Genomic DNA, 12,560 nt, shown 5'->3' on the forward strand with positions numbered 1-12,560 from the left:
ATGCAGCTGAAGAAGCTCGCTACGTTCCTCGTCGTGCTTGCCGGCCTCGTGGCCGCATCCCTGCCTGCCGTCGCAGCCGACAAGGAAAACACCATGGTCATCACGCTGAAGGACGGCGACGTGACCGTCGCCCTGCGTCCAGACCTGGCGCCCAAGCATGTCGCGCAGATCAAGAAGCTGGTGCGCGACGGCGCCTACGACAATGTCGCTTTCCATCGCGTCATCAACGGCTTCATGGCGCAGACCGGCGACGTCAAGTTCGGCAACATGGAGAAGGGCTTCAACCCCGAGGCCGTTGGCACCGGCGGTTCCGACCTTCCGGACCTGCCGGCCGAGTTTTCGCAGAGCGAGCAATTCACCCGCGGCGTGGTCGGCATGGCCCGCTCGCAGGACCCGAATTCGGCCAATTCCCAGTTCTTCATCATGTTCGCGCCGGCGCCGAACCTTGACGGCCAGTACACCATCGTCGGCAAGGTGGTCAGCGGCATGGATCTTGTCGACAAGATCAAGAAGGGCGACGAGGCAGACAACGGCACCGTCACCGATCCCGACCGCATGATCAAGGTTCGCATCGCCGCCGACGGCAAGTAACTCTCTCAATTTTCAAAAGGATTTTCCGACATGGCTGAGATCAAAGACCGCGAGAACGCGCTCATCATGGAAACGACCAAGGGTCCGGTCGTCATCGAAATGTACCCCGACCTGGCGCCCGGCCATGTCGCCCGCATCAAGGAACTGGCGCGCGAAGGCGCCTATGACGGCGTGGTGTTCCACCGCGTTATCGACGGCTTCATGGCGCAGACCGGCGACGTCAAGTTCGGCAATTCGAGCAAGCCGACCTTCGCGCCGTCTCGCGCCGGCATGGGCGGTTCCGACAAGCCGGACCTGAAGGCCGAATTCTCGAACGCCAACCATGGCCGCGGCACCTGCTCGATGGCCCGCGCCCAGAACCCGAATTCGGCCAACTCGCAGTTCTTCATCTGTTTCGACGACGCGGCGTTCCTCAACCGCCAGTACACGGTTTGGGGCCAGGTCATCGAAGGCATGGAGAATGTCGACAAGATCAAGCGCGGCGAGCCGGTGCAGGATCCCGACAAGATCGTGTCGCTGAAGGTCGCGACCGACGTCAAGTAAGGCAAAATGACGATCATGGGCGCTGTCTGGTCTCTGCTTGGCATCCTGTCCGGCGCCTTCATCGCCATCCAGGCGCCGATCAACTCGCAACTGGCGCGCGGCCTCGGCCTTCCGGTCGCGGCCGCCGCCTTTTCGTTCCTTTCGGGCGCCATCGTGCTCGGCATCATCGCGGTCGCCGTTGTGAGGCTGCAGGGCATCTCGCTCGACTGGAAGGCGCCGGCGCCCTGGCTGTTCATCGCTGGCGGCATGCTCGGCGGCTTCTATGTCACGCTTTCCACCATCCTCACGCCGCGCATCGGCGCAGCCGCGCTGATGGCGTTCCTGGTCGCCGGCCAGCTGATCGCCGGCATGCTCATCGACCGCGCCGGCTTCCTCGGTGTCGCGGTGCGCGAGATCTCGCTTGGCCGCGTCGCCGGGGCCGTGTTGCTGCTCGCCGGAGCGCTGCTTATCCGGCTCTACTGATGCGCGTCGACCTGTTCGATTTCGATCTGCCGGAGGAGCGCATTGCGCTGCGCCCGGCCGAGCCGCGCGACAGCGCCAGGATGCTGGTCGTCAGGCCCGGCCAGGGCCTCGATGATCGAACGGTGCGCGATCTGCCGTCGCTGCTCAGGGAAGGCGACGTGCTGGTGTTCAACGACACCAAGGTCATCCCGGCGCAGCTGAAAGGCATCCGCAGGCGCGGCGAAGCGATGGCGCAGGTCGAGGCCACATTGCATATGCGGGTGACGCCGGACCGTTGGAAGGCGTTCATGCGGCCGGGCAAGCGCATTGCGGTCGGCGACCGCATCCATTTCGGCCATGACCAGAATTCCTGCTTCCTCGGCCGGCTCGATGCGACGGTGATCGAGAAAGGCGAGGCGGGCGAGGTGCTGCTCGGCTTCGACCTCTCCGGTCCCTTCCTCGACGAGGCAATGCACGCCGTCGGTCATATTCCGCTGCCGCCCTACATCGCCTCAAAACGTGACGATGACGAGCGCGACCGCAGCGACTACCAGACCATCTATGCCAGGGAAGAGGGCGCCGTCGCGGCACCGACCGCCGGATTGCATTTCACGCCGGAGCTGTTTGCAGCCCTCGACGCCAAGGGTGTCGAGCGCCGCTTCGTCACGCTGCATGTCGGCGCCGGCACTTTTCTGCCGGTGAAAGCCGACGATACCGCCGACCACAAGATGCATGCCGAGACCGGCTCGGTGAGCCGCGAGACGGCAGACGTGCTCAATGCAGCAAGGGACCGGGGAGGGCGGATCGTCGCCGTCGGCACGACGTCGCTGCGCCTCCTCGAGAGCGCTGCGCTAGAAGACGGCAGGATCGAGGCCTGGTCGGGACCGACCGACATCTTCATCACGCCAGGCTACCGTTTCCGGACAGCCGACATCTTGATGACCAATTTCCACCTGCCGCGCTCGACGCTGTTCATGCTGGTCTCGGCCTTCAGCGGGCTGGAGACGATGCGTTCGGCCTATGCGCATGCCATCGAGAGCCGCTACAGGTTCTACTCCTACGGCGACTCCAGCCTGCTTTATCGAGCGGAGACGAGCGATGGACGATGATCTGGAAGGATTGGACCGCGATGCGCTGATCGCGGAAGTGAGGAAGCTGCGCGCCGGCATCCGCGCGCACCGCGATGCGACCGGCCACGACCTCTGCTGGCATCACCCCGACCTCTGGGACTGCTGCCGGAGAAGACCGAGCCGGCAATCGCCGTGCCGCCCTGGCCGAAATTCATGCGCGGCTGCATCCGCTACCGGCAGTCGCTCGACCGGCAGACACCCGGGGCACCAGTGCACGACAAGGAATTCGATGGCTGAGACGTTCTTCTTCAAGCTGCTTGCCACCGACGGCAGGGCGCGGCGCGGCCTGGTTTCGATGCCGCGCGGCGAGATCCGCACGCCGGCCTTCATGCCGGTCGGCACCGGCGGCACGGTCAAGGCCATGTATATGGACCAGGTGCGCGGCGTCGGCGCCGACATCATCCTCGGCAACACCTATCATCTGATGCTGCGGCCTGGGGCCGAGCGCGTGGCGAAGCTCGGCGGCCTGCATGAATTCGCGCGCTGGCCGCATCCGATCCTGACGGACAGCGGCGGCTTCCAGGTGATGTCGCTGTCGAAGCTCAGGAAGCTGACGGAGAAGGGTGTCACCTTCCGCTCGCATATCGACGGCGCACCTTACGAGATGTCGCCGGAGCGGTCGATCGAGATCCAGGGGCTGCTCGATTCAGACATCCAGATGCAGCTCGACGAATGCACCGCGCTGCCGGCCAAGCCGACGGAGATCGAGCGCGCCATGGAGCTGTCGCTGCGCTGGGCCGAACGCTGCAAGACGGCTTTCGGCGACCAGCCGGGCAAGGCGATGTTCGCCATCGTGCAGGGCGGCGACAGCGCGGTGATGCGCGTGCGCTCGGCGCAGGCGCTGAAGGCGATGGATCTCAAGGGCTACGCTGTCGGCGGGCTGGCGGTGGGCGAGCCGCAGGCGGTGATGCTGGAGATGCTGGAGATAACCTGCCCGGAGCTGCCGGCCGACAGGCCGCGCTACCTGATGGGCGTCGGCACCCCGGACGACATCTTGAAGTCGGTGGCGCGCGGCATCGACATGTTCGACTGCGTGATGCCGACGCGCGCCGGCCGCCATGGGCTTGCCTACACGCGCCGCGGCAAGATCAACCTGCGCAACGCTCGCCATGCCGACGATCCGCGTCCGCTGGATGAGGAAAGCGATTGCCCGGCCGCGCGCGACTATTCGCGCGCCTATCTGCATCATCTCGTGCGCTCGCAGGAATCGCTCGGCGCAATGCTGCTCACCTGGAACAACCTGTCCTATTATCAGAAGCTGATGCAGGACATCCGCGCCGCGATCGAGGCAAAAGCCTTCGAAACGCGCGCTGCCGAGATTTCGGAAGGCTGGGCGAGGGGCGATATTCCGGCCATCTAGTCGTGTGTCTCCGGCGATTGACGGATGGGCAAGCCCGGGCGCAGATTTGCGGTCGAGGGATCACCCATGGCCGTGACATACGACTTTGCCGGCAAGACGGCGATCGTGACCGGTGGCTCCAGAGGCATCGGCAAGGCCGTTGCAACGCAGTTGGCACGGTCAGGTGCCGACGTCTGGACCTGGGACGCCGATCCATTGCCGGCGGGCGGAATCCGTAGCCAGACGGTCGACGTAACCAAAGCTGGCGATATAAGGGAAGCGCTGGCCGAGATCGCTGCCGAAACGGGCCGGGTCGACATCCTCGTCAACAACGCGGGCTATCTTGGTCCCTATCTCGGCTTCGAGGGTTTCGATGCGGTCGAGTGGCAGCGCATCATTGGTGTGAACCTCATTGGAACGTTCGAGGTCACGCATCAAGTTTTGCCAATCATGCGCAAGGCCGGCAGGGGCCGCATCGTCAATATGGGGTCGCTTGCGGGCAAGGAGGGCTTGCCGAACCTTGCGGCCTACTCGGCGGCAAGCGCGGGCATCATTGCGTTCACCAAGGCCTTGTCGCGCGAGGTTTGCGACGCCGATATCCGCGTAAATTGCGTGGCGCCGGGTCCGATCGACACGGATCTTATCCGGCGTCTGGGAAACGAAGTCGTCAGCGACATGATCGGCGCCAGCCCGCTGAAGCGACTTGGAGCGGTGGAGGAGGTCGCCGCACTGGTGCTCTGGCTCTGTTCCGATGCCGCCAGTTTCAACACCGGCGCGGTATTCGACATGTCGGGCGGCCGCGCGCGGTATTGATACCATTCTGCTCACGTGCTGACCGAGGTCGAGGCGCGCAGGCTGCAGCCGGTGATCTTGAAGCTGCCGTCCGGCTGCTGCTCCAGCGTGTAGACCGCCTCATAGTCCTTGCCGTCGGGGCCGACGATCAGCACCTGCTGGATGATAGAGGTTGGACCGGTCTGCTCGACCTTGCCGAAGGCATAACTCTGCGGCCTGCGAACCGGCGCATAGCCGTTGGTCACCATGTTCATGAAGGTGTCGACCGTCGGGAAGATCCGCTTCACGTTCGGCGCCGCGAAGCTGTAGGCGGTGGCGCCGTCATCGGCGAGGAAAGCTTTGAGCTGGCTGTCGATGACCGTCTGCGCCGCTTTGATCTCGGCGTCGCCGGCGAAGGCCATCGAAGCGATGAGCAGTGGAATGAGAGCGAATGCGAACAATAAGCGGCGCACGGCTTGTCTCCCGGAATTCGCTTTGCTGACGGTATCTAACATACGCGCGCCGCCACGCCGCGGTTTCATCACTGCCGGAAGATTCTTGGCGCCATCGATGGCCAGACCGATGCCCGGCCAGGGAGCACTCCCATGCTCGTTGGCGGCGGCAGCCTGTACCGGCGCGGTACGTTGGTCGGGAATTGCGGCAAGCGGTCGCCAAGGCGGGTGCAGCCTGATGCTTGAAAGCCCGTCGCCAGTCTGCCACAAGGGCCGCTTATTCGCGTAGAAGCTCACAGGATCGGCAATGAAGGCATTTTTCGTGCAGATAAAGTGCGACCTGGGCAAAGCCTATGAGGTCGCCAGCGCGCTCGCCGATGCCGAGATCGCCTCCGAGATCTATTCGACCGCCGGCAATTACGACCTGCTCGCAAAGTTCTATGTCGATGACGAGGAAGACATCGGCCACTTCATCAACGAGCGGGTGCAGGTTCTGCCGGGAATCAAGGACACCTTCACCATCGTCACCTTCCGGGCGTTCTGACCGCCCCGGCAATGCCCCGCCGTGAGGCAGAGCCTGACCCGGCATCGCCGCCGCTGCCCTAATCTTAGGCAATTTGCATCGAGCGGCTGCCGCCGCCTCTCAAATCGCCGATTACGCTTGCATTTCTCCGGCGAGGCCATTGAAATGGCTTCAGAGGGGAGTACGCGATTGGCAGCGTTCGACGAAATGCTTCCGGAAGTTTCCGGATTGAGAAGACCATACCAGGCTTACGATCGCTGGCTGAAGGAACAGGACCCGGCCAGGCTCACCCAGAAAATGCAGGACGCCGAGCGCGTCTTCCGCAAGACCGGCATCACATTTGCCGTCTATGGCGAGCAGGAAGCCTCGGAGCGGCTGATCCCCTTCGATATCGTCCCCCGCATCATTTCCGGCCAGGAATGGCGCCGGCTGACGCAGGGCATCGAGCAGCGGGTGCAGGCGCTGAACGCCTTCCTCGACGACATCTACCACCGCCAGGAGATCCTGCGCGCCGGACGCGTTCCCAGGGAATTGGTGGCGAAGAACGAGGCGTTCCTGCCCGAGATGATCGGTGTGAAGCCGCCGGCCGGCGTCTACACCCATATCATCGGCGTCGACATCGTTCGCATCAGCGAGAACGAATTCTACGTGCTCGAGGACAATGCCCGCACGCCGTCCGGCGTCTCATACATGCTGGAGAACCGGGAGACGATGATGCAGCTCTTCCCGGAGCTGTTCCAGCAGATCAAGGTGCGGCCGGTCGAGAACTATCCGCAGCTGCTGCGCCAGTCGCTGGCGGCTGTGCGGCCGCAGGGTGCCAAGGGAGCGCCGACCATCGCCGTGCTGACGCCGGGCAGCTACAATTCCGCCTATTTCGAGCACGCCTTCCTCGCCGACCAGATGGGCGTGCAGCTGGTCGAGGGGCAGGATCTGCGCGTCGTCGACGGCCACGTCACGATGCGCACCACCGAAGGCTACAAGCAGATCGACGTGCTCTACCGGCGCGTCGACGACGCCTTCCTCGATCCGCTGACCTTCCGGCCGGATTCGGCGCTCGGCGTGCCTGGCATCATGGACGTCTATCGCGCCGGCAACATCACCATCGCCAATGCGCCGGGAACCGGCATCGCCGACGACAAGGCGATCTATTCCTATATGCCCGAGATCGTCGAGTTCTACACCGGCCGCAAGGCGATCCTGGGCAACATCCCGACCTGGCGCTGCTCGGAGCCGGATAGCCTGAAATATGTGCTGGAGCACATAAGCGAGCTCGTCATCAAGGAAGTGCACGGCTCCGGCGGCTATGGCATGCTGGTCGGCCCGGCGGCGACCAAGAAGGAATGCCAGGAATTCGCCAAGAAGCTGCAGGCGAAGCCGGCAAACTATATCGCGCAACCGACGCTCGCGCTGTCGACCTGCCCGATCCTGACCGAGAAGGGCCTGTCGCCGCGCCATGTCGACCTTCGGCCTTACGTCCTGGTTTCCGACCGTATCCAGATCGTGCCGGGCGGCCTGACCCGCGTCGCGCTCAAACAGGGGTCGCTGGTGGTCAATTCCTCGCAGGGCGGCGGTACCAAAGATACGTGGGTGCTGGATGATTGAGATGAGCGAATAGTGAATAGTGAATAGTGAATAGTGAATAGTGAATAGTGAATAGTGAAATGGAGACGCTCTAGTGCCCGGATTGATTGAAGCTATGAACATGACTCGCCGTCGAGCGCGATTGCTGGACCATTCACCATTCACTATTCGCCAATTCACTACTCACTAGCCCGAAGGGCATTCCCATGCTTCTCGGCCGCACCGCCAACGGTCTCTACTGGATGAACCGCTACATCGAGCGGGCCGAAAACATGGCGCGCCTGGTGGATGCCGGCCTGCGCATGGCGCTGACGCGCACCCAGAACGCGTCGGAGGAATGGAACTCGGTGCTGCTCAGCGCCGGCTCCGATCATGCGTTCTCGCAGAAATATCAGGATTACACCGTCGCCAACGTGTCGGACTTCCTGTTGCGTGACACCTCGAACCCATCGAGCACGATGTCGTCGATCGAGACGGCGCGCAACAATGCGCGCATGGTGCGCACCGCGCTGACGCGCGAGACCTGGGAGAGCATCAACGAGGCCTGGATGTCGCTGAAGCGCATGCTGGCAAGGCCGATCGACGAGCGTGACCTGCCGACGGTGCTCGATGCCATCAAGCGCGAGACGGCGCTGATCCGCGGCTCGTTCTATGGCACCATGCTGCGCAACGAGATCTTCGACTTCTCGCAACTCGGCACCTATGTCGAGCGCGCCGACAACACCGCCCGCATCCTCGACGTGAAATACTATGTGCTGTTGCCGTCGATCTCCTGGGTGGGCTCGACGCTCGACAACTACCAGTGGGAATCGATCCTGCGCTCCGTGTCGGCGCACCGCTCCTACCGCTGGGTCTATGAAGCCGACTACAAGCCGACCAACATCGCCGACTATCTGATCCTCAATGTCCGCATGCCGCGCTCGCTCACCTTCTGCTACCGGTTCCTTGGCGAGCACCTGAAATTCCTCGCCGACGACTATGGCGAGCGCCATGCCTGTCACGCCACGGCCGAGAAGATCCAGGCGATGCTGAAGAAGGGGTCGATCAAGGACATTTTCGACCACGGCCTGCATGAGTTCCTAGCTGAATTCATTCGGGACAACACCAGGCTGGGCGACGAGATCGCCCTGGACTACCGGTTCTACTGAGCGCTGGAGAGACAAGCGCCATGCGGCTCAAGATCACCCACCGGACCGAGTACCGCTACGACGCGCCGGTGCAGTATCTCTTGCAGCGGCTGCGCCTGCTGCCGGTCAGCGGACCGACACAGGCCGTTGCATCCTGGGCGATCAAGATCGACGGCGCGCGCGAGGAAGTGCGCTTCACCGATCATTTCGGCAACGACACTCGGCTGGTGAGCGCCGAAGGCGGCCACCACACCATCATACTCGAGGCGGCGGGCGAGGTGACGACGCGCGACACGGCCGGTGTGTCCGGCCCGCATCATGGTTTTGCGCCGCTCTGGCTGTTCGGCCAGCAGACGCCGTTGACGACCGCCGGCGACGGCATTCGCGAATTGGCGGGCGCGGCGGGCGAGGGCAGCGATATCGAGCGCCTGCACAGGCTGATGGCCACGATCCGCGAGCGCGTCGACTATAAGCCTGGCACGACCAGCGTCGTCACGGCGGCGGAGGAGGCCCTGGCGCTGAAGAGCGGCGTCTGCCAGGATCACAGCCATATCTTCGCCGCCGCGGCGCGCGCCATGGGTTTTCCCGCACGTTATATCAGCGGCTATCTGATGATGGACGCTTCGGTCGAGCAGGCGGCGAGCCACGCCTGGGCGGAAGCGCATGTTCCAGGGCTGGGCTGGGTAGCCTTCGACCCCGCAAACGGAATTTCTCCCGACGAACGTTACGTGAGGGTGGCGACGGGACGCGACTATCGCGATGCCTCGCCGGTGTCGGGAATACTGCTGGGGCAAGCGGAAGAGAAGCTTGCCGTCACCGTCACGGTGGAGCAGTAATTTCCGCCGGGATTCGCTGCTAAAAAAGAATCATGACCTATTGCGTCGGCCTCAAGATCGATCACGGGCTCGTGTTCATGTCGGACACGCGCACCAATGCCGGCATGGATTCGATCTCGACCTTCAAGAAGATGCATGTCTGGGAACAGCCCGGCGAGCGCGTCATCGTGCTGATGTCGGCGGGAAACCTTGCCACGACCCAGGCCGTGGTCAGCCTGCTCGACGAACGAACCAAGGCAGTCGGCGACCGGCACGAGAAGCTGCTCGAAACACCATCCATGTATCAGGCGGTTCGGCTGGTCGGCGACACGGTGAAGGAAGTGATCGCCTATTCGTCGCCGGCCGGTGACAAGGCCGATTCCTATTTCAACGCCTCCTTCATCCTCGGTGGCCAGATCAAGGGCAGTCCGCCCAGGCTGTTCATGATCTATCCGGAAGGCAATTTCATCGAGTCGACCGACGACACGCCGTTCTTCCAGATCGGCGAGACGAAATACGGCAAGCCGATCATCATACGCGCCTATGATCGGGCGATGAGCCTGGCCGAAACGGTGAAGCTGCTCCTGGTCTCGTTCGACTCGACGCTGAAGTCGAACCTGTCGGTCGGCCTGCCGCTCGACCTGCTCTTCCTGGAGAAGGACGCTTTCAAGGTCGGGCTGAAGAAGCGGATCGGTCACGATGATCCCTATTACCGCACCATCTCCGACGGCTGGTCGAACGCGCTGAAGGCGGCCTTCGCCAGCCTGCCGGACTTTCCGGGATAGGGCGCACCGTCCCGCAGCCGTTGCCCTGCTGTATTTAACATGTTAATCAAAAATTGAGAATGGCCGGTCGACCAGTGTCCGCGCGGCCGCCGGGGAGGATGCATGGATAGCAAGGAATTCCGCGACTGGTCCAGGCGCGCCGCCGATTGGGGCGCGGACTACCGGGAGAGCCTGCGCGATCGGCCGGTGCGGCCGGCGATCGCGCCGGGGGAGATTTTCAGGAGCATCGAGGTTTCGCCGCCCGAAACGGCGGAGCCGATGGAAAAGATCTTCGCCGATTTCGAAGAAAAGATCGTGCCCGGCATGACGCATTGGCAGCATCCGCGCTTCTTCGCTTATTTCCCGGCCAACGCGGCGCCGGTTTCGGTCGTGGCCGAATATCTGGTCTCGGCCATGGCCGCGCAATGCATGCTTTGGCAGACCTCGCCGGCCGCAACCGAACTCGAGACGCGCATCGTCGACTGGATGCGCCAGGCGCTCGGCCTGCCCGATGGCTTCTCCGGCGTCATCCAGGATTCGGCTTCGTCGGCGACGCTTGCCGCGGTGCTGACCATGCGCGAGCGTGCGCTCGACTGGCAGAGCAACAAAAAGGGGCTCGCCGGGCAGGCGAAGCTGCGGGTCTATTCCTCCGACCAGGTCCACACCTCGATCGATCGCGCCATCTGGGTCTCCGGCATCGGCGAAGAGAACCTCGTCCGCATCCCGGTTAGCGGACGCTTCCGCGCCATGGACTCTGCGGCGCTCGAGGCGGCGATCGTCGCCGACCGCGAAGCCGGCTTGCTGCCGGCGGGCATCATCGCCTGTGTCGGCGGCACCAGCACGGGCGGCACCGACGACATCGCCGCCGTTGTAGCGGTGGCGAGGCGGCACGGCCTCTATCTCCACGTCGATGCAGCCTGGGCCGGATCGGCGATGATCTGTCCGGAATACCGGCCTTTCTGGGCGGGCGTCGAAGGCGCCGATTCGATCGTCTTCAATCCGCACAAATGGCTTGGCGCGCAGTTCGACTGCTCGATCCAGTTCGTCCGCCAGCCGGAAGACCTCGTGCGCACGCTGGCGATCAAGCCGGACTATCTCAAGACCCGCGGCCATGACGGCATCATCAACTATTCGGAATGGTCGGTGCCGCTCGGCCGCCGGTTCCGGGCGCTCAAGCTCTGGTTCCTGCTGCGCGCGCATGGGCTGGAAGGCCTGCGAAAGATGATCCGAAACCATGTCGCCTGGAGCGAAGGTCTTGCCGATCGTCTGGCCAGGGAAGACGACTTCGAGGTCGTCACCGAGACGATGCTGTCGCTGTTCTCGTTCCGGCATCGCGCCCCGCAGGGCGCCGATCCGGACGAGCACAATCTGCGGCTGGTCGATGCGATCAACACCGACGGCCGCATCTACCTGACGCAGACCCGCGTCGACGGACGGGTGGCGATCCGCTTCCAGGCGGGGCAGTTCGAAGCGACGGCTGCCGATGTCGACATGGCTTTCGATGTCGTCACCGAGATCGCCCGACAGTCTGCATAGGGTATCAGCCGGCTGCGGATCGGTTTGCCTTTGCAGTCGGATGGATTTCGTTAGCCGGCTTATGCCTTTTCATCGCTTTCGTTTTCCGATATAGGCAGGAAAAACGAAAACGGGAGGACCGCCGATGTTTCTTTCGCCGCGCCATGCAGAGATCATCGAGATGGCGAAGGATCACGGCCGGGTGCTGGTCGACGACCTGGCGACGCATTTCAGCGTGACGCCGCAGACCATCCGCAAGGATCTCAACGACCTCTGCGACCAGCGGCTGCTGACGCGCGTCCATGGCGGGGCGCTGTTTCCCTCCGGCATCGAGAACATGGAATACGAGGCGCGGCGCAAGATCGCCGCCGAGGAGAAGGAGGCGATCGGCCGCGCCGCGGCCAGGCTGATCCCCGACAACGCCTCGCTGTTCATCAATATCGGCACCACGACCGAAGCTGTCTCGAAGGCGTTGCTCGACCACAATGGGCTTATGGTCATCACCAATAACATCAATGTTGCCAATAGGATGCGCATATATCCCTCGATCGAGGTGGTGATTGCCGGCGGCGTGGTGCGCGGTTCCGACGGCGGCGTCGTCGGCGAGGCCGCCGTCGATTTCATCCGCCAGTTCAAGGTCGATTACGCGGTCATCGGCGCCTCGGCCATCGACCATGACGGCGCGCTGCTCGACTTCGATTTCCGCGAGGTCAAGGTGGCGCAGGCCATCATCGCCAATGCGCGTCACGTGATCCTGGTCTCCGACCAGACCAAATTCGAGCGAACGGCGCCGGTTCGCATCGGTCATCTGTCGCAGGTCAACACCTTCATCACCGACCGTTGCGACATTCCTTCGGTGCGCAGGATCTGCGAGGAGTCGGAGGTTCGTTTGATCGAGACGGCGCTCGGATAACGTCGCTTCCGGGCCGTTTCACACATCTGTGATATTTCGTTTGACATTCGTTCTT

Annotated in this window: 14 protein-coding genes and 1 pseudogene; 14 read left to right on the plus strand and 1 reads right to left on the minus strand. The window is 63.3% G+C overall.

Translation table 11 applies throughout. From position 1 onward, the window contains the following. The 7 genes and pseudogenes from EJ067_RS32180 to EJ067_RS32210 all read left to right on the plus strand — a co-directional run bounded on the left by EJ067_RS32180 (position 1) and on the right by EJ067_RS32210 (position 4,857). The gene (locus EJ067_RS32180; protein WP_126089103.1) at positions 1 to 591 is read left to right on the plus strand and encodes a peptidylprolyl isomerase; all 591 of its coding nucleotides are present in this window, start codon (positions 1 to 3) and stop codon (positions 589 to 591) included. Positions 592 to 621: 30 nt separating this feature from the next. Then, a complete protein-coding gene (locus EJ067_RS32185; protein WP_126089104.1) occupies positions 622 to 1,134 on the plus strand; it encodes a peptidylprolyl isomerase in 513 nt (170 codons plus the stop codon). 12 nt (positions 1,135 to 1,146) lie between these two features. After that, positions 1,147 to 1,596, plus strand: a complete 450-nt coding sequence (locus tag EJ067_RS32190) for a DMT family transporter (RefSeq protein WP_126089829.1) — start codon at positions 1,147 to 1,149, stop codon at positions 1,594 to 1,596. Next, entirely contained in the window at positions 1,596 to 2,684 is a 1,089-nt protein-coding gene (queA, locus tag EJ067_RS32195; protein ID WP_126089105.1) for a tRNA preQ1(34) S-adenosylmethionine ribosyltransferase-isomerase QueA, read from the plus strand. Before EJ067_RS32190 ends, queA begins: the two co-directional genes overlap by 1 nt. Continuing rightward, positions 2,674 to 2,942, plus strand: a pseudogene (locus tag EJ067_RS35585) (hypothetical protein). Before queA ends, EJ067_RS35585 begins: the two are co-directional and overlap by 11 nt. Continuing rightward, positions 2,935 to 4,065: a tRNA guanosine(34) transglycosylase Tgt gene (tgt, locus tag EJ067_RS32205; RefSeq protein WP_126089106.1), complete on the plus strand. Its 1,131-nt coding sequence runs from the start codon at positions 2,935 to 2,937 to the stop codon at positions 4,063 to 4,065. Before EJ067_RS35585 ends, tgt begins: the two are co-directional and overlap by 8 nt. 66 nt (positions 4,066 to 4,131) lie before the next feature. After that, positions 4,132 to 4,857: an SDR family NAD(P)-dependent oxidoreductase gene (locus EJ067_RS32210; protein ID WP_126089107.1), complete on the plus strand. Its 726-nt coding sequence runs from the start codon at positions 4,132 to 4,134 to the stop codon at positions 4,855 to 4,857. A gap of 11 nt (positions 4,858 to 4,868) precedes the next feature. Here the strand turns inward: EJ067_RS32210 and EJ067_RS32215 are convergent, their stop codons facing one another. Next, positions 4,869 to 5,288 carry a DUF4864 domain-containing protein gene (locus EJ067_RS32215; RefSeq protein WP_126089108.1) on the minus strand — a complete coding sequence of 140 codons (420 nt, stop codon included), beginning with the start codon at positions 5,286 to 5,288 and terminating at the stop codon, positions 4,869 to 4,871. Positions 5,289 to 5,574: 286 nt separating this feature from the next. On the opposite strand from EJ067_RS32215, the gene EJ067_RS32220 reads away from it, so the two are divergent. The 7 genes from EJ067_RS32220 to EJ067_RS32250 all read left to right on the plus strand — a co-directional run bounded on the left by EJ067_RS32220 (position 5,575) and on the right by EJ067_RS32250 (position 12,505). After that, the gene (locus EJ067_RS32220) at positions 5,575 to 5,811 is read left to right on the plus strand and encodes an Lrp/AsnC ligand binding domain-containing protein (protein WP_126089109.1); all 237 of its coding nucleotides are present in this window, start codon (positions 5,575 to 5,577) and stop codon (positions 5,809 to 5,811) included. A 168-nt stretch (positions 5,812 to 5,979) separates the two neighbouring features. Next, complete coding sequence (locus EJ067_RS32225) at positions 5,980 to 7,392, plus strand: circularly permuted type 2 ATP-grasp protein (protein ID WP_189510220.1); 1,413 nt, start codon at positions 5,980 to 5,982, stop codon at positions 7,390 to 7,392. A 185-nt stretch (positions 7,393 to 7,577) separates the two neighbouring features. Then, a complete protein-coding gene (locus tag EJ067_RS32230; RefSeq protein ID WP_126089111.1) occupies positions 7,578 to 8,519 on the plus strand; it encodes an alpha-E domain-containing protein in 942 nt (313 codons plus the stop codon). 20 nt (positions 8,520 to 8,539) lie between these two features. Continuing rightward, entirely contained in the window at positions 8,540 to 9,334 is a 795-nt protein-coding gene (locus EJ067_RS32235; protein ID WP_126089112.1) for a transglutaminase family protein, read from the plus strand. A gap of 32 nt (positions 9,335 to 9,366) precedes the next feature. Further along, positions 9,367 to 10,098, plus strand: coding sequence for a peptidase (locus tag EJ067_RS32240; RefSeq protein ID WP_126089113.1), 732 nt, complete (start codon positions 9,367 to 9,369; stop codon positions 10,096 to 10,098). Positions 10,099 to 10,200: 102 nt separating this feature from the next. Continuing rightward, positions 10,201 to 11,613 (plus strand): aspartate aminotransferase family protein, encoded by a 1,413-nt coding sequence (locus tag EJ067_RS32245; RefSeq protein ID WP_126089114.1) that lies wholly within the window; start codon positions 10,201 to 10,203, stop codon positions 11,611 to 11,613. Between the two features lie 124 nt (positions 11,614 to 11,737). Then, the gene (locus EJ067_RS32250) at positions 11,738 to 12,505 is read left to right on the plus strand and encodes a DeoR/GlpR family DNA-binding transcription regulator (RefSeq protein WP_126089115.1); all 768 of its coding nucleotides are present in this window, start codon (positions 11,738 to 11,740) and stop codon (positions 12,503 to 12,505) included. Positions 12,506 to 12,560: the final 55 nt, after the last annotated feature.

Source organism: Mesorhizobium sp. M1D.F.Ca.ET.043.01.1.1, from assembly GCF_003952385.1.
Taxonomy (GTDB): Bacteria; Pseudomonadota; Alphaproteobacteria; order Rhizobiales; family Rhizobiaceae; genus Mesorhizobium.

Excerpts from the sequence above, each read along its gene's own strand:
- tgt (WP_126089106.1), top strand. The coding sequence starts at position 2,935 with ATGGCTGAGACGTTCTTCTTCAAGCTGCTTGCCACCGACGGCAGGGCG.
- EJ067_RS32180 (WP_126089103.1), top strand. The coding sequence starts at position 1 with ATGCAGCTGAAGAAGCTCGCTACGTTCCTCGTCGTGCTTGCCGGCCTC.
- EJ067_RS32210 (WP_126089107.1), top strand. The coding sequence starts at position 4,132 with ATGGCCGTGACATACGACTTTGCCGGCAAGACGGCGATCGTGACCGGT.
- EJ067_RS32240 (WP_126089113.1), top strand. The coding sequence starts at position 9,367 with ATGACCTATTGCGTCGGCCTCAAGATCGATCACGGGCTCGTGTTCATG.
- EJ067_RS32185 (WP_126089104.1), top strand. The coding sequence starts at position 622 with ATGGCTGAGATCAAAGACCGCGAGAACGCGCTCATCATGGAAACGACC.
- EJ067_RS32235 (WP_126089112.1), top strand. The coding sequence starts at position 8,540 with ATGCGGCTCAAGATCACCCACCGGACCGAGTACCGCTACGACGCGCCG.
- EJ067_RS32220 (WP_126089109.1), top strand. The coding sequence starts at position 5,575 with ATGAAGGCATTTTTCGTGCAGATAAAGTGCGACCTGGGCAAAGCCTAT.
- EJ067_RS32230 (WP_126089111.1), top strand. The coding sequence starts at position 7,578 with ATGCTTCTCGGCCGCACCGCCAACGGTCTCTACTGGATGAACCGCTAC.
- EJ067_RS32250 (WP_126089115.1), top strand. The coding sequence starts at position 11,738 with ATGTTTCTTTCGCCGCGCCATGCAGAGATCATCGAGATGGCGAAGGAT.
- queA (WP_126089105.1), top strand. The coding sequence starts at position 1,596 with ATGCGCGTCGACCTGTTCGATTTCGATCTGCCGGAGGAGCGCATTGCG.
- EJ067_RS32245 (WP_126089114.1), top strand. The coding sequence starts at position 10,201 with ATGGATAGCAAGGAATTCCGCGACTGGTCCAGGCGCGCCGCCGATTGG.